Origin of the sequence: Paenibacillus allorhizosphaerae, assembly GCF_042659105.1 — a bacterium.
In the GTDB taxonomy this organism is placed as follows: Bacteria; Bacillota; Bacilli; order Paenibacillales; family NBRC-103111; genus Paenibacillus_G; species Paenibacillus_G allorhizosphaerae.
The window spans coordinates 16,536-31,775 of sequence record NZ_JBHSRV010000003.1 but is presented as its reverse complement, the minus strand read 5'-3'; the positions used below and the strand labels follow the sequence as shown (position 1 = coordinate 31,775).

Annotated in this window: 16 protein-coding genes; 15 read left to right on the top strand and 1 reads right to left on the bottom strand. The window is 50.0% G+C overall.

Going from position 1 to position 15,240, the window contains the following annotated elements; all coding sequences use genetic code 11:
• Positions 1–18 precede the first annotated feature (18 nt).
• The 4 genes from ACFQI7_RS13435 to ACFQI7_RS13420 are packed head-to-tail and all read left to right on the top strand — an operon-like array spanning position 19 to position 2,715.
• Positions 19–852: an SMP-30/gluconolactonase/LRE family protein gene (locus ACFQI7_RS13435; protein ID WP_218101529.1), complete on the top strand. Its 834-nt coding sequence runs from the start codon at positions 19–21 to the stop codon at positions 850–852.
• 22 nt (positions 853–874) lie between these two features.
• Positions 875–1,267, top strand: coding sequence for a RidA family protein (locus ACFQI7_RS13430; protein WP_218101530.1), 393 nt, complete (start codon positions 875–877; stop codon positions 1,265–1,267).
• Between the two features lie 24 nt (positions 1,268–1,291).
• On the top strand, positions 1,292–1,912 hold the full coding sequence (locus ACFQI7_RS13425; protein ID WP_218101531.1) for a carbohydrate-binding family 9-like protein: 621 nt from the start codon (positions 1,292–1,294) through the stop codon (positions 1,910–1,912).
• A 14-nt stretch (positions 1,913–1,926) separates the two neighbouring features.
• Positions 1,927–2,715 (top strand): IclR family transcriptional regulator, encoded by a 789-nt coding sequence (locus tag ACFQI7_RS13420; RefSeq protein ID WP_218101532.1) that lies wholly within the window; start codon positions 1,927–1,929, stop codon positions 2,713–2,715.
• 70 nt (positions 2,716–2,785) lie between these two features.
• Here the strand turns inward: ACFQI7_RS13420 and ACFQI7_RS13415 are convergent, their stop codons facing one another.
• On the bottom strand, positions 2,786–3,649 hold the full coding sequence (locus ACFQI7_RS13415; RefSeq protein WP_230415413.1) for a helix-turn-helix domain-containing protein: 864 nt from the start codon (positions 3,647–3,649) through the stop codon (positions 2,786–2,788).
• Positions 3,650–3,831: 182 nt separating this feature from the next.
• On the opposite strand from ACFQI7_RS13415, the gene ACFQI7_RS13410 reads away from it, so the two are divergent.
• The 11 genes from ACFQI7_RS13410 to ACFQI7_RS13360 all read left to right on the top strand — a co-directional run bounded on the left by ACFQI7_RS13410 (position 3,832) and on the right by ACFQI7_RS13360 (position 15,035).
• The gene (locus ACFQI7_RS13410) at positions 3,832–4,293 is read left to right on the top strand and encodes a hypothetical protein (protein ID WP_218101534.1); all 462 of its coding nucleotides are present in this window, start codon (positions 3,832–3,834) and stop codon (positions 4,291–4,293) included.
• A gap of 138 nt (positions 4,294–4,431) precedes the next feature.
• A complete protein-coding gene (locus tag ACFQI7_RS13405; protein WP_218101535.1) occupies positions 4,432–5,592 on the top strand; it encodes an amylo-alpha-1,6-glucosidase in 1,161 nt (386 codons plus the stop codon).
• Between the two features lie 54 nt (positions 5,593–5,646).
• Entirely contained in the window at positions 5,647–6,405 is a 759-nt protein-coding gene (locus ACFQI7_RS13400; protein ID WP_230415396.1) for an SDR family NAD(P)-dependent oxidoreductase, read from the top strand.
• Positions 6,402–7,193, top strand: a complete 792-nt coding sequence (locus ACFQI7_RS13395) for a creatininase family protein (protein ID WP_218101537.1) — start codon at positions 6,402–6,404, stop codon at positions 7,191–7,193. Before ACFQI7_RS13400 ends, ACFQI7_RS13395 begins: the two co-directional genes overlap by 4 nt.
• Positions 7,190–8,311, top strand: a complete 1,122-nt coding sequence (locus tag ACFQI7_RS13390; RefSeq protein WP_218101538.1) for a hypothetical protein — start codon at positions 7,190–7,192, stop codon at positions 8,309–8,311. Before ACFQI7_RS13395 ends, ACFQI7_RS13390 begins: the two co-directional genes overlap by 4 nt.
• A gap of 41 nt (positions 8,312–8,352) precedes the next feature.
• Complete coding sequence (locus tag ACFQI7_RS13385; protein ID WP_218101539.1) at positions 8,353–9,909, top strand: FAD-dependent oxidoreductase; 1,557 nt, start codon at positions 8,353–8,355, stop codon at positions 9,907–9,909.
• 50 nt (positions 9,910–9,959) lie between these two features.
• Positions 9,960–11,261, top strand: a complete 1,302-nt coding sequence (locus tag ACFQI7_RS13380; protein WP_218101540.1) for an ABC transporter substrate-binding protein — start codon at positions 9,960–9,962, stop codon at positions 11,259–11,261.
• A gap of 30 nt (positions 11,262–11,291) precedes the next feature.
• The gene (locus tag ACFQI7_RS13375; protein WP_230415399.1) at positions 11,292–11,642 is read left to right on the top strand and encodes a carbohydrate ABC transporter permease; all 351 of its coding nucleotides are present in this window, start codon (positions 11,292–11,294) and stop codon (positions 11,640–11,642) included.
• A complete protein-coding gene (locus ACFQI7_RS13370; RefSeq protein ID WP_230415401.1) occupies positions 11,639–12,169 on the top strand; it encodes a carbohydrate ABC transporter permease in 531 nt (176 codons plus the stop codon). Before ACFQI7_RS13375 ends, ACFQI7_RS13370 begins: the two co-directional genes overlap by 4 nt.
• Positions 12,162–12,992 carry a carbohydrate ABC transporter permease gene (locus tag ACFQI7_RS13365; RefSeq protein WP_218101541.1) on the top strand — a complete coding sequence of 277 codons (831 nt, stop codon included), beginning with the start codon at positions 12,162–12,164 and terminating at the stop codon, positions 12,990–12,992. Before ACFQI7_RS13370 ends, ACFQI7_RS13365 begins: the two co-directional genes overlap by 8 nt.
• 57 nt (positions 12,993–13,049) lie before the next feature.
• Positions 13,050–15,035: a right-handed parallel beta-helix repeat-containing protein gene (locus ACFQI7_RS13360; protein WP_218101542.1), complete on the top strand. Its 1,986-nt coding sequence runs from the start codon at positions 13,050–13,052 to the stop codon at positions 15,033–15,035.
• The last annotated feature ends 205 nt before the right edge of the window (positions 15,036–15,240 follow it).

Sequence of the window (15,240 nt, the reverse complement as noted above, 5' to 3'; positions counted from 1 at the left end):
ACGCGAGAAGTGAGGTGGATGCAGTTGCAGTCTGTTAGCGTCAGGTTAACGGCACCGCACTCTTTTACATCCGGGATTGAAGGACCTGCCTGTGATGTGCAGGGAAATGTATACGCCGTGAATTACGCCAGAAGGCATACGATAGGGAAAGTTACACCTGAAGGAAACGGCAGTCTTTTCCTGGAGCTTCCGGAGGGTGCGACCGGCAATGCTATTCGCTTCAACCGCTCTGGCCATATGTACATAGCTGATTACTCAGGTCACCGCATTCTGAAAGTGGATATGATGACGAAGCAAATATCGATATTTGCCGAGGAACCGAGAATGAATCAGCCTAATGACTTGGCCGTTACGAGGAACGAAACGTGGTTTGCCAGTGATCCGAACTGGAAGCAAGGGAACGGAAGGCTTTGGCGAATCGGCCCCAGCGGCAACTGCGAGCTGCTGGAAACAGGTATGGGAACCACGAATGGCATCGAGGTGAGCTACGACGAACGGACGTTGTATGTGAATGAAACATTGCAGCGGAGAATATGGAAATATGATTTGTCTGAAAAGAAGGAGATTGGCAACAAGCGGCTGTTTTATGAATTCGCCGACTACGGTTTGGATGGGATGCGCTGCGATATGGCAGGCAATGTATATGTTACCCGGCATGGAAAAGGAACGGTTGCCGTCCTATCCCCGGAGGGCGTACTGGTCGGGGAGGTTGCATTGAACGGCAAGCTGTGCACGAATGTCACGTTCGGCGGTATCGATGGACGCACCTGCTATGTCACGGTTGCCGATACCGGAGCTATTGAAAGCTTCCGAACGGACATCGCAGGACGCTGCTGGGCTCTCTGGAAATAGACGTGGAAGGAGTGATTTTAGGATGCTTCAGAAGAAACAATCGATTGCGACCCAAGAGGGCTCTGGACTGCCTTTTTCCTCCGCTATAGCGGCGGGAGGCTTCGTATTCGTATCCGGTCAAGGAGGGCTTGATCCCGCTACCGGCCGAGTTGTCGGACCGGATTTAAAGACTCAAACCGTACAGACGCTCGATAACATTCAACGTATTTTGCAGGAGGCGGGTGCTGCGTTGGAGGATGTGGTCAAAGTGAATGTGTATTTAAAGGAACGGGCCCTCTACGATGAATTCAATCAGGTGTATGGAAGCTATTTTTCATACCCCTATCCGGCAAGGACAACCATCTATTGCGATTTAAATTATGATATATTGGTAGAAATCGATGCAATGGCTCTCTCCCCCAAGAGACAAACTTAAACCATAAGGATGATTGATGCTGCAATGACGACGGAACGTTATATTTATCGGTGCATGCGGGTACCTTCAGGGCAGGATGATATCCACTGGAACTCCTTGCCGACGCTTGAATTGGTAGATTCCCCGACAGGAGAGCAACCCGCGCTTCGTACTTTCGTGCAAAGCTGCTGGGATAGCCGCGCTGTATATTTCCGCTTCAAGTGCCAGGATGATTTCGTTATCTCGACGTTTACCGACAGGGACGATCCACTCTATGAGCAGGACGTCGTGGAAATCTTCATAGATGAAACGGGGATGGGAACGCACTATAAAGAAATTGAGGTTAGCCCGAACAATGTTATTTTCGATGCACTCGTTACCAACCATAACTACACGAAACCGGGCGGACGGTTGGATGTGGACACCTCATGGAATATGGAAGGCTTGCAGACGTCCGTAACCCCGACCGACGGTGGTTTTCACTATCAGATAACGATGCCGTTTAGCCAATTCAGTGTCATGCCCGACGGCGGGGATTGCTGGCGAATCAACTTTTACCGAATCGATCAGGAGAAGTCCGGAACAAGGCACTATTGCGCTTGGTCTCCTACCTACCATCCTTCATTCCATGTTTCGGAGAGGTTCGGTACTTTATTATTTGATTAAAGGAAGGAAGCTGCATGTCGACAACGGACAAAACGAATCCTACGGTCAAGTCGGCCGATCGCGTGTTAGACATATTTGAATTATTTGCAGAAGCCGAAGTGCAGGAGTTAAGCTTGATGGACATTTCCCGTCGGTTGGAGCTTCCGACGAGCAGTGTTTTTAAAATCCTTCATAATCTCGTTCATCGGGGCTACCTGGAGAAGGATGAGAACGGGAAGATGTTTCGTCTCGGCTATAAAATTTTCCAGATCGGAGCGAAATATGCTCAGCATACGAGCTTAACGACGGAGTTTCAGCATGTTGCGCAACAGATCGTCTCGGAAGTGAATGAGGCCGTTTATTTATCGATCCGGAGCGGTCGAAACATTCTATACATTGCAGAGAAGCAAAGCACGCATCCGGTACGCTTCGTATCCCATCTGGGCATGCAACTGCCTCTCCACACAACGGCGATGGGAAAGTTGTTCTTAAGCACATTAAGTGGGGATAAGTTAGAGGAACTATACAGGGAGTCCGATTTGCTGGGGCTTCTAACCGATACGACGATTTCCGAATGGAATGTGCTGACGGAGCATCTGCAGGAAATTCGTCGAACTGGGGTTGCATTCAGTAACGGGGAAGCGGTGCAAGGCGTTCGCTGCGTAGCCGCGCCCATAGTGAATGCCAATCAAGAGATGATTGCCGCGATGAGCATTTCCATCCCTACGTCGCGGTGGAAAGAAGAGACTTGGAGCCAAATGACGGAGCTGGTCGTGCAAGCTGCCAAGAAACTCAGCTGGATACACTATTACCAGCCCGGTTAATTGATCAAAACGTGAAGGAGCCTAATTGCAGGTTCCTCACGTTTTTTGTTGTCCGGCGCAGCTCTTTTGCCTAACCATCGATAAATTGCTTTCGGAGCTCTAAGGGGGTGAAGCCGTTCATCTCTTTAAACACTTTGTCAAAATAATTGACATTGCAAAAACCGGTGCGTTCCGCTATTTGTGTAATCGTTAGGTCGTGCTGAATCAACAACCGCTTGGCCATATCTACACGGTAGCGATTGATGTAGTTCATAGGGGTGACACTCGTGACCTTCTTAAAGAAGCGGGTGAAGTGAAAAGGGCTCATATTCACTAGCGAACCAAGCGTATCGGTATAAATCTTTTGGGCGTAGCTGGATTCTATATGCTCGAGGGCGGGCTTCAAGCGTTTATATTGGGCAAAGTGTTTGCTCAAATCTTTGGACAGGCATTGTTCTTGTTGAAAGCTTCGGAGCAAGGGGATCATCATTTGGTACAGGGACGACTTGATGATGAGCTCGCAACCGATGTCTTGGGCTAAGTATTCGCGGTAAGCAGCTTCGAAGTGAAAGCGGAGCTCGCTCCATAACAGATGAGAGGGCAAAAACGGTTCATGAATAGGAGCAGAATGAAGAAATCGTGAGTATAGATGCTGGGACTCGGAATTCTCAAATGACCCGGCCAATAAGGACATGTCGAATATCATGCCGCGGATCGTACTGCTTGTCCCATGTAAGGATTGCATCGAATGAATTTTGCAGCTGTTAATAAATACAATGGCTGGTGCGCTCGTTACAAACGTGCGGTTGTCAATATGGATCTGAACGTCTCCTTCAGTAACCTGAATGAATTCCAAGTGCTCGTGCCAGTGAGGCCTTACCAGATGAAAGCAGCTTTTGACTTCTGTCATACGCAATGGGAAGCGCTTACCTTCGAAAGGTTCGATCTTCTTCACAGCATCCAATGCAGCCACCGCCTTATGACTCTGATGATACTAAGTATACCACAGCCTATTGGATACCGTAACGACGAAAAGAGCAAAATCATGCAACGAAAGCGCAGATTGTTCTATAGAAGGCGCACTCTTCATTGCGCATAATAGAAGCAATATTAATCATTTGCAGGGGAGAGAGCCATTTGACGAACTTGATGCAGCTGCATGTTGAAAAACATTTGCCCAATCTGTGGAAAGAGGGAGCTTTGTTTGCTTTTTCGGGATATGATGGACCGACGGAATCCAGGTCTCAATTCGTTGCTACGCTAGGGGCGTCCGGATACAGCTTATTGTTCCATACACCCCAGCGGAGAATGCTGACATTCGAAGCTTCCCAACCCGGCGACGTTAGAATTGCAACGGGGGATGTGCTGCTGACCGAGTTAGAGGATGGAGAGATTCTGGCTGTATATCATAGCTGGCATACACTAATTGGGCTTGCCCCTTTGACTTTCAATTTGGACTTAAGCTTCGAGAAGAGTGATGAAGGTACTGCATGGACCGATAACAACCAATTCATTACGGAGGCGACGAACGGTCAAGGTGCTGTCGTACTGATCAGAGATAGGGAACGATGGGCGCTGGCCTACGGTAAGCAAGTTTAGGAGGCCGTATGCCGTGCGTTGGAGGGACTGGCATATGACGCTCTGGAGACAGCTGAGGAAAGGCTGCGATTTTATCGTCATATTCCGAAGCTTGCCGATCCTGCCGAACAGCAGCTATTAAATAAGTGCTTTAGCGTTATGAAAGTCAATACACTTGCTTCAGAAGGAACGATCAAGCAGCGCTGGTCCACTCCGGACCGTGTTCCCCACCAAGCGATGTGGCTGTGGGACTCCGTTTTCCATACCTTGGCCATGAACAAGCTTGATCCGCTGCTTTCCTGGGATTTCCTTAAATCCGTACTGGATACGCAGCAGGAGAGCGGTATGATCCCCCACATGACCAAAGTGGACGGATCCGGCTCAAGCATCACGCAGCCCCCTCTGCTAGCTTGGGGAGTATGGGAAAATTACTGTCATACGAAGCAGCGCCTCCATTTGCAATACGCTCTTCCTATTCTGGAACGATATATGACTTGGAATTTATCGAATCGGGACCGCAACGGCAACGGGTTGTTGGAATGGATGATTGAAGGCAATCCGCTGTGCCGCTCCGGTGAATCCGGTATGGATAATTCTCCAAGGTTTGACCGAGCAGCAGTATTGGATGCAGTCGATTTCTCCGTATTTGCCGCTCGGGACGCCGATTTTATTGCTTTAATAGCTGAAGAACTGGAGGATCCGGAAACAGCCAAGCATTGGAAGGAAAAAGCCTCCTATATAAGCCGACAAATTGAAGCTTTACTGTGGGATGAAGGGGAAGGATTTTATTTCGACAGGGATATGGACGGTAATATGTCCCAGGTGAGGGCGGTAAGCGGGTTCATGCCCTTGCTGCTAAACCAAACAATGCCTATAGAACGCATAGAGCGGTTGATAAAGAACTTGTATGATCCACAGCATTTTCGAACGAAATATCCTATCGCATCGACGGCAGTATCCGAGGCAACTTATGGCACCGACATGTGGAGAGGTCCTGTATGGATCAATATGAACTATCTTGTATACACGGGATTGATAAAGCAGGGAAGGGCTGAAGATGCGAAGCAACTCGCTTCGGTGACAATCGGGATGGTACGGAACTACTATGAGCAGTACGGTGTCATTTTTGAATATTACGATTCTTATGACCAGGTTCCCCCTCCGGCATGCTATAGAAAAGGCCCACCGTCAGCGACCTATGACATACGGCGGAAAATGGATGTAATCCGCGATTATCATTGGTCCGCTTCACTTACCGCCTGCTTGATGATGGAAACGAGCCAGAGGGTAGAGGAAGCTGCATCAGATGGGAAAATCTAGGTCCGAGAACCGGCGTTTGAGAAAGAATATAAATATTACATAGGAGGAGTGGCGGTGGGCCCGTTAAGTGGAAAAGTGATTCACATTACAGGGGCGTTAGGCAAGCTCGGATTGTCTGCGGTCAGAATCTTCCTGGAGAGAGGAGCCGTCGTCGTTGCCAGCGATCTGGCCACCCCGGAGTCCGCTGCCCTCCAACTGAGCGATGCAGTCGATGACAGCGTACTTCAAGACCAGCTCCTGTATATTCGGTTGGATGCGCGTGATGAATCCCAAATCCAGCTAGCCATGCAAACGATTCAAGCACATTGGGGACGGTTGGACGGATTGTACCACAACGCATATACCCAAATATATAAACCGGCTCTGGATCTGTCATTAGCGGAATGGAATGAAGTCCTAGTCGGAACTTTGACAAGCACGTTTCTGATGAATAAATATTCGCTCCCTCTCATGATAGAATCGGGCGGTGGTGCTATATTGAACACTTCCTCTGTGTTAAGTCATAGGGTCAAACGGACCTGTCTTGCCTATGGAGCGGCCAAAGCGGGTGTAAATCAGATGACCCGCGTAATAGCTGCCGATTACGCAGACAAAGGCATTCGGGCGAATGCACTGCTTCCCGGAGATATTAAGACCGATAAAGCTCAAGCCGCCATGCCGCTTTCCTTCCGGGAATCCGTAGCCAAGCAGACGCCGCTAGGAAGATCGGGGACACCGGAGGAAGTGTCGGAGCTGGCTGCATTTCTGCTCTCCGATGCGGCTTCGTATGTTACAGGCGCTCTCATAACAGTGGATGGAGGCTTCTCCTTATGAACAACGACTTCTTGTTTCATTATCAGACACGAGAGACGTTAAACCTCCATGCAGCGGAAGGATATGCCGTAGTCGTTCCTTTAGCCGCTACGGAACAGCATGGACCGCATCTGCCGGTTTTTACCGATAGCATCGTATGTGAGAACATTGCGCTGGAAGCCTGCAGGAAAGCGTCAGAGTCCATGAAGCTGCTGCTGACCCCGACATTAACCATCGGCTGCTCGCAGCACCATTTGGCTTTTGGCGGCACGCTATCTTTCACCTCTTCAACCTATCTTCTTATGCTGAATGAGATTGGCGAGAGCTTAGTAAGCGGAGGGTTCCGCAAGATCATCTTTCTGAACGCACATGGTGGCAATGAACAATTGATGCATCAAACTGCTCAAGATTTGGCGGTTAAGCATGCGATTTGGACGGCATCCGCATCCTACTGGAGCTTATCGAGGAGCGCTCTTTACGAGCAGAATGCTCAGGAGATGGGGATGGTTCCGGGCCACGCGGGGGGATTCGAGGCTTCTTTGATCGCATCGCTCGCACCGCAATTGGTTCGCGGCGGAGCTTCCGCAGATTCGCAGCATCCGCAGCGGTCTTGGATAAACGCAGGCCCGGCCGGCACTTTTATCGGGAAGCACGGCCAACTGACGGGAGCACAGGGGTACACGGATTCCATCCTTCCGGCTGATGCTGCCAAGGGCACTCAGTACTTACACGCCATTATTGAATCGACGGCAAGTTGGCTCGTACAAGTGGGCAACTGGATGAATGAAGGGGTGGAAGGTGAAGCATGAGCATACCGTCCGGACGCAAAAAAGTGGCTGCCATCGTAACCGAATACCGATCCGATTCCCACGCGGAAGTAATCCTTGGAAGATTGCTAGGCAGGTTCGGATATTGTCCGCAGATCGAGGTAGCGTCCTTATATCTGGACCAGGTTCCTCCTAATGATATGGGGGTATGCGAAGCGCAAGCTCACGGTGTTGCCGTCTGTGCTACCATTGAAGGGGCAATAGCTGTACAGCATGATGGCTCCCCGATTGACGGGGTTCTGCTGATCGGCGAGCATGGGGACTATCCATGGAATGAGAAGCGTCAAAAGCTGTATCCGCGCCGCAGGTTTTTTGAAGAAACGTTCCAGGCGATGGATCGGCTTGGTTTGGCAGTGCCTATTTTCAACGACAAGCATCTGTCTCATCGAATGGAAGACGCGCAATGGATTTATGAAGAACTGATTAAGAGAGGACTGCCATTTCTCGGCGGATCCTCTATTCCTCATACCTCTCCAATACCAAGCTACTCCAGAACCAGATTAAACCGGGTAAAGGATATTTTCGTGATCAGCTGGCTTGGTCTGGAATCGTACGGCTTTCACGGAATGGAAGTGCTGCAGGCATTAGCCGAGCAAAGAGATTGTGGCGAACAGGGAGTCGTTGCCGTTCAAGCGTTGGAAGGCCGCTCTGTCTGGGCAGCGATGGAACAAGGCAGTGTTCCTGAAGATTTGATGCTCCAAGCCTTGAAAACGATGAGAATTACGGTTCCCGGTCATCCGAGAGATCATGTGGATGTCCCGGTGCTGTTCATTGTGGAGTATGGCGACGGTGTTAAGGGCTATGTCCTCCAACTGCAGCGCTTTGTAAGAGAGTGGGCTTATGCTTTCCGCGGAGAGGACGGGGAGATTACGGCCGCCCGCTGCGACAGTGGTCTGGGGCGTCCTTACAGTCACTTCGAGAAGCTGACGAGACAGATCGAGCATATGGTGATCACCGGACAATCAACGGTCTGTAAGGAACGAACCTATCTGACGACCGGAATGATTAATACTGGCATGGAATCGCTGCATCTAGGGAAAAGAATACCTACTCCCGAGCTCAGTGCGATCCGCTACGACCCGGTCAAAAGGGATCTATAGCAAGAAGGTACTTACAAAAAGCTAAGAGAGAGGGATGTCTAATGAACCCATTTTCTAAGTTGTACTACTATAAGCCTTGCAACGATGATGCCAATCCGCCCCTTCACATCGAGGCTGATCTTTGTATCTACGGCGGTACGCCTGCCGGTATCGCAGCAGCCGTGCAAGCAAGCCGCATGGGCTTAAAGGCAGTGATCGCCGAATTCAGTCAGCATCTAGGGGGCATGACGGCAAGCGGGTTAGGGCGAACCGACGTAGGGGATGCAGTGGCTATCGGCGGGATTTCGAGCGAGTTCTACCGTACCCTGGGACAATATTACCAGAGCAACGAACCCGACGGCAGAGCGTGGGCATTTGAACCCCATGTGGCGGAGCGAATATACACGGAGTGGCTGGAGCAGGCGGCCGTACCTATCTATTACGAGCAGCATCTTGAATGCGTAGAAATGCAGTCGGGACGTATTCGGAGCATCACCATGGAGAATGGTAACAGGTTCACGGCGGCTATGTTCATTGACGCTTCCTACGAAGGCGATCTGCTTGCCCGGGCAGGCGTTTCCTATCACGTAGGCAGAGAATCGAACACGGTATACAGGGAGATCTTGAACGGGATTCATTTTGGTCACCCCAAACATAACTTTATGGCCTGGGTAGACCCGTTTGTGGTAGAAGGCAAAATGGACAGCGGGCTGCTGCCGGGGGTCACTGACGCTGCACCCGGAGTACAGGGCCAGGGGGATGAATCGGTCCAGGCGTATAACTTTCGGATTTGCCTGAGCAGCAGCAAAGATCATCAGCTGCCTTTCCCGGAACCGCCGAACTACGATCGCGACGAATTCGCTTTATTGGCGCGGTATATCCGCAATGGAGTATGGGATGCGTTGAAACTTAATAAGATGATGCCCAACTTCAAAAGCGATTTGAATAATTGGGGCGGCGTTTCCACCGATTATATCGGACGAAATTACGCTTGGCCGGAGGCGAGCTATTCACGCCGAGAGCAGCTCTTTCAAGAGCATGTGCACTACAATATGGGAATGCTATATTTTTTGGCGAATGACGACAGCATACCGGCAGCGGTTAGAGAGGAAGTCAGGGAATGGGGGCTACCGGCCGATGAGTTTCAGGCAACAGGCGGATGGCCGCACCAGCTCTATATCCGGGAGGCAAGGCGAATGATTGCTGACGTGGTCATGACGGAACATCATTGTCGACACTACCGGGTGGAGGAAGATTCGATTGGATTAGCTGCGTACACCATGGACTCCCATAATTGCCGACGGTTAGTTCTGGACGGCCGGTGCATCAATGAAGGGAATGTTGAGATCAGTCCGAAGGGGCCGTATCCGATCTCCTATCGGGCTATTATTCCTAAAGGAGACGAGTGCACGAATCTTCTTGTTCCGGTCTGTCTATCGTCCTCGCATATTGCCTATGGATCCATTCGGATGGAGCCTGTATTTATGATTCTCGGTCAATCTGCCGCTACGGCTGCCGCTTTGGCTCTACAGCACCAATGCGCATTGCAGGATCTGGATTACCGGTTGCTGCGCAAACAACTGCTGTTGGATGGGCAAATTCTGGAAGTAAATCAGTAAAGGCCAGGTGTAACTGCAACCACACTATTTGTTAGCGGGAGGTTATTCTTATGAGCAAAAAGACGGCTATCGGACTTATGCTAGCTTTTACTCTTACGGCTTGTTCTTCCGGGAACCCGGCGGACCATGAGTCCGGCGCAAGCAACACGACAGCCCTGGGTTCGTCAAAACCCGTCACCTTGAAAATAGGTTTGCCCGGCGGCTACGATATTACGAGCAAGAAGCTGATTGACAATTTTCAAGCCAAAAATCCGAACATTAAGCTCGAAATCGAGGAGACGCCATGGGCGGAATTTGTGACCAAAATCGTCACACGGATTGCGGGGAATAACCCACCCGATCTGTGGCTGCAAGAAAACGCCGTTATTCTCAGTTACGGCAAACGAGGCGTAGCTGAGAATCTGGAACCTTATATTAAGCGGGATTTGAAGATTGAAGAATATGCAAGTGCCCTGACCTCAGCCAAGCTGGACGGCAAAATTTATGGCATTCCCCACGGAATCAACCCCGGGGCGCTTGCCTACAACAAACAAATCTTTAAGGAACAGAATGTTCCTCTGCCCACCGACGATTGGACCTACAACGATATGATCGAAGCGGCCAAGAAGCTGACGAAAGATACGAATGGGGACGGCAAGCCGGATATTTACGGCTTTCAGACGGGCAACAACATTACACTCGGCTGGCTCCCATGGATGAGGGCCTACGGCGGTTCTGCGCTGGATTCCACACTGACGAAGTCAAGTTTCACGGACTCCAAATCCATTCAAGGGCTTACGGCATGGGCGGATACGATCAACAAGCTGAAGATCAGTCCTACCCGCGAGGCGGCCAATACGGGCAAATTCTTTGAGAACGGCAAGGTCGCAATGACCTTCTTTCAGTATGCTACACAGGTGTCATTAAATAAGAACAAGCCGGATTTGGATTGGGACACGGTCAAAATGCCGATCGGGATGGACGGCAAACGCTTCGTCCCTATGGTTGTCAACCAATGGGTTATGTACTCCAAATCGAAGCCTGAAGTTAAGGAGGCGGGGTGGACTTTTCTCAAATACTACTTGAGCGATGAAGGCCAAGCGCTGCTGTCGGAAAGCGGAACGAGCTTGCCTGTGAAGAAGACGGCCCTGCAGCAGCTGGAGAAATCGACCACCAAGCCGCTTAACAAAAAAGCCTTTACGAAAGGAATAGAAGAAGCGGGCGGAACGCTGGATGAGAACCCGTCGTGGAACGAATGGAGAGCGGCAGCCGGACCAATTCTTAACGATATCATGGACGGCAAGCGAACTCCGGAAGACGGGGCTAAGGAAATACAGCAGAAAGTGCAGCAGGTGCTCGACGAGAACAAGTAAACCGGATTAGAGATGAGAAGGGGTGTTTCCATGCGCAAACAAGGCTGGTGGGGTTTCGCCTTTACCTTACCTTTTGTCCTGCAGCTGCTTGTTTTCTTCTTGTTCCCATTCGTATTTTCCTTCTATTTGACTTTTGCGAAGTGGGATTTATTCAACCCGCCGCAGTGGATCGGGCTGCGTAACTGGAATCAATTCCTGCACCAGAAGGTATTCTGGCTCTCGCTGCGGAATGTCGGGTATTTTGCCATCCTGTTCGTACCGCTGCAAACGTTCGTTGCACTTGTTTTGGCGTATCTGCTCAACTTGCAAATTCGAGGAAAATCGTTATTCCGAATGGTGTTCTTCCTCCCTGTCATTACCCCTGGGTGGCAGGGGGCATGATCTGGCTTTGGATTTACAATAATGAGTACGGCCTGCTGAACTGGATTCTGCAGACCATGGGGCTTCAGCCGGTAGATTGGATTCGCAGCGGCAGCTGGTGGCTTGTTATAGGTTCCATTGCACTTGTGAACATTTGGAAGGGCGCAGGCTATTCCATGGTTCTAATATTGGCCGGGATGCAAAACATATCCCAAGAAATGATAGAAGCGGCACGCATGGATGGGGCGTCGGGCCGGACCTTATTTACTAAAATCACGGTTCCTCTCGTATCTCCGATGGTATATATGGTCATGATCCTTTCTACGATTTCGGCATTTCACGCCTTTGATGTATTTCTTGTCATGCTTGGGGACGTCATTTCGGTGGCGGACCGGAATATGGTTCCGAACATCCTAATCTACCGCGATTCGTTCCTTAATTTCAAAATGGGCAGTGCGTCCGCGATGGCTTGGGGCCTCTTCCTGATTATTCTGGCCATTACCATTGTACAAAAGGTGGCGGAGAAAAGGTGGGTGCATTATGAATAAACCCTATATCGGTTTGAAGACAGCTGCCTACGCCATATTAGTCATCGGGTCCGTCATCATGCTCGTACCGTTTCTATATATGCTATCGACTTCCTTGACAGCTCCAGGTTCGGAATTGACATTGCCTCCCAAGCTGATCCCGGAGCCCTTCGTTTGGAATAATTACAAGCAGGTGTGGTTCGAAGTCAATTTTCTGCAATATACCCTGAACAGTATTTTTGTCACCGTGTTGGATCTGGTCGGAACCGTAGTTTCCTGTGCAATTGTCGCTTATGGCCTGGCCTTCTTTCAATTCCGCGGCCGCAGCCTGATCTTTCTAGCGATGCTGGGTACCATGATGCTTCCTTCCCAGATTACCATGATTCCTACCTATTATATCTGGAAAACCGTTGGCGCGCTGGATACGTATTACCCGCTGATTCTAAGAAGTTTTTTGGGCGGGGCATTTGGGATTTTCCTGCTGCACCAGTTTTTTAAAACATTGCCGAGAGAACTTTACGATGCGGCGTGGGTCGACGGAGCGAATCCATGGACCATTTTCCACAAAATCTACCTTCCCCTTGCCAAGCCGGCCTTGTCGGCCTTAGCCGTCTTTACGTTCATTAGTGCATGGAATAACACTCTCGAGCCGTTAATTTACTTGCAAGATAAACAGATGTTCACGCTGCCTCTCGGTCTGCTGTTTCTAAAAAACGAGGTTCAGAACCGGATGACGCTGGTTATGGCCGGGGCGGTTATTACGATTGTCCCCGTGCTCTTGGTTTTTCTGTTCGCTCAAAAATATTTCGTTCAAGGCATCGCCTCGACAGGACTCAAAGGCTGATGAAGTTTCAGGTTTCCGTTTTCGGTTGACAAATGAGAAAAAGGAGCGATCTCAGTTATGTCTAAAGAATCCAATCAGGAACACGAAGCGGTTGAAGCTGCAAGCAGGGTGAATGAGGAAGGAACGGGTCAACGGAATATGAAGGAGGCGCTAATCAGCCGCAGAAAGCTTCTTGCGACATTAGGCATAGGCGGAGCAGCCGCTCTCACTGCCGGGATATGGAAGGGAGCCGGAGCTACGACCGCTTTTGCCAAAGACTCATCGGTGACCGAATCCGTATACGGTCAAAGCAAGAAAGAGCAAGCAAAGCAGCTGTTGGCATTGCTGGACCAGCATTTATGCCTGGCCGTCAAGCTGGAGGAGCTGCGGGCGGAGGAAGAGCCGGATCCTTTGACGATGTATTATGTGACGAACGAAGGGCAGGAAGGATTTTTCTATTACGATCCGAGTGACAGCACGACGGCGGATAACACGGGAACCGTGCTGGTATCCTCTAACGGCAAACGCTTTAAAAGAATTTATGAAGATACGCTTGTCGCCTCATGGTTCGGTACGAAAGCCGATGGCGTCACCAACGATACGCAGGCGCTGCAGGCCGCATTGAATGCCGCTTCCGGAAGTAAGCTGTTCATTCCTAAGCAGAGGGCAGGCTACTACTTGACGGGGCAGCTTTTTATTCCCAGCCAAATTGCGATTGAGCTGGACCCGGGCACCATTATACAAGCGGTAGACACGTTAAGCCGAGTTGCTCCTGCCTATGAACGGTTAATCCGTATCAAAAGCGTGAAGGATGTTTACATCAACGGAAACGGAGCTACGCTGCGAATGAATAAGGCGGCCTACACCTCGGGAGAGCAGGCGCATATATTCGATATTAGCGGCTCGGAAAATGTAGTCGTCGAGAATATTAACGCCAATGATAGCGGTGGCGACGGATTTTATGTCGGTTACTTCGAATCGACGATTCTTTTCAGCAAAAATATCGTGTTACGGAATTGTCGAGCCAACAATAATTGGAGGCAAGGGTTATCCGTTATATCGGTTGACGGGCTTTTGGTGGAGAATTGCAGATTTACCAATACCAAGGGAACGGCTCCGCAAAGCGGGGTGGATATTGAGCCGAACAGTCAGCTCGACCTTTTGAAAAATATCCGTTTCATCGGTTGTGTAGCGGAAGGCAATACGGGACGCGGGTTTTTAGTCACGCTGTTGAAGCCGACCGCACTTAGCGAAAGCATCGATATCGTCTTCGATCGCTGCAAAACGAAAGGCAACTCGTACGGCTATTCCATGAATTACGGAGGAGATGGCGCCAAAGCAGCACCGGGAGAGATCAAGCTCATCGATTGTATAGCGGAGGGCGAACAATATGCCGGATTCTCGGACTTATCCTTCTCTGCGGACGGTGTGAAACGATCGTATATTCGGTGTCGTGCCGTCAACTGCAACACGGTGAATCAACCGGATGATCCCTACAGCTTCGGTTCCTCGTTCATTCTTACTACCGTGCCTCAACAGACGAGAACGGCCATAGGAAATGCGGTCTACATCGATTGTGAATCGGTAGATTTACGTACTTCACCGTTAATGAAACGAGGATTTACGTTAAGGAAGAATAAGACGGAAATCATTCGTAACGTGCAGTACTTTAACTGCTCCACCCGAGGCGGAGGTCAAAGTCTCTACTCGATTGATCCTGTCTCTGAGGACATTTATGCGGAGAATAGTCCAGTGGGCGTCCATTCGTTTGTAGCATCGGGTGCGATTTCTCTTGATCTCATCGGTTCCCAAATTACCAATGCCGGTGCTTCAGGAGAAATCAGCCTGACCCTGCCTGCGGCAAAAGGATCCGTAGCTTATACCTTTTTCGTAGAAGCGCCCTATCGTCTAAATCTGGTGACTCCATCAGGCAGCACTATCCTAACGCCATTAGGCGGGAGGACTTCCATCGGGACTGACGCAGCGGGGAGCTCTATCTCCTTATTAGGTCGAGCCGACGGCAAGTGGGCTATTACAGGCATAGTCGGAGATTGGTTGTTATAAGGAATCTGTTCGTTCGAGCCGATCGGGGGGAATGGTAACGGGATCGTACAGTCTGCCATGTAAGTGGCAGACTCAGACTGTTGAGAAAGTCTCAACAGTCTATTTTTATACTTCCTATCTTCAATAAATTACCGCGTTAATATGATATAATATAAGTAATAAATCTAGGCGGTGATGCTATGTTACGATCCAAAATAGAGGTCTA

Excerpts from the sequence above, each read along its gene's own strand:
- ACFQI7_RS13435 (WP_218101529.1), top strand. The coding sequence starts at position 19 with ATGCAGTTGCAGTCTGTTAGCGTCAGGTTAACGGCACCGCACTCTTTT.
- ACFQI7_RS13430 (WP_218101530.1), top strand. The coding sequence starts at position 875 with ATGCTTCAGAAGAAACAATCGATTGCGACCCAAGAGGGCTCTGGACTG.
- ACFQI7_RS13425 (WP_218101531.1), top strand. The coding sequence starts at position 1,292 with ATGACGACGGAACGTTATATTTATCGGTGCATGCGGGTACCTTCAGGG.
- ACFQI7_RS13420 (WP_218101532.1), top strand. The coding sequence starts at position 1,927 with ATGTCGACAACGGACAAAACGAATCCTACGGTCAAGTCGGCCGATCGC.
- ACFQI7_RS13405 (WP_218101535.1), top strand. The coding sequence starts at position 4,432 with ATGAAAGTCAATACACTTGCTTCAGAAGGAACGATCAAGCAGCGCTGG.
- ACFQI7_RS13395 (WP_218101537.1), top strand. The coding sequence starts at position 6,402 with ATGAACAACGACTTCTTGTTTCATTATCAGACACGAGAGACGTTAAAC.
- ACFQI7_RS13390 (WP_218101538.1), top strand. The coding sequence starts at position 7,190 with ATGAGCATACCGTCCGGACGCAAAAAAGTGGCTGCCATCGTAACCGAA.
- ACFQI7_RS13385 (WP_218101539.1), top strand. The coding sequence starts at position 8,353 with ATGAACCCATTTTCTAAGTTGTACTACTATAAGCCTTGCAACGATGAT.
- ACFQI7_RS13380 (WP_218101540.1), top strand. The coding sequence starts at position 9,960 with ATGAGCAAAAAGACGGCTATCGGACTTATGCTAGCTTTTACTCTTACG.
- ACFQI7_RS13375 (WP_230415399.1), top strand. The coding sequence starts at position 11,292 with ATGCGCAAACAAGGCTGGTGGGGTTTCGCCTTTACCTTACCTTTTGTC.
- ACFQI7_RS13370 (WP_230415401.1), top strand. The coding sequence starts at position 11,639 with ATGATCTGGCTTTGGATTTACAATAATGAGTACGGCCTGCTGAACTGG.
- ACFQI7_RS13365 (WP_218101541.1), top strand. The coding sequence starts at position 12,162 with ATGAATAAACCCTATATCGGTTTGAAGACAGCTGCCTACGCCATATTA.
- ACFQI7_RS13360 (WP_218101542.1), top strand. The coding sequence starts at position 13,050 with ATGTCTAAAGAATCCAATCAGGAACACGAAGCGGTTGAAGCTGCAAGC.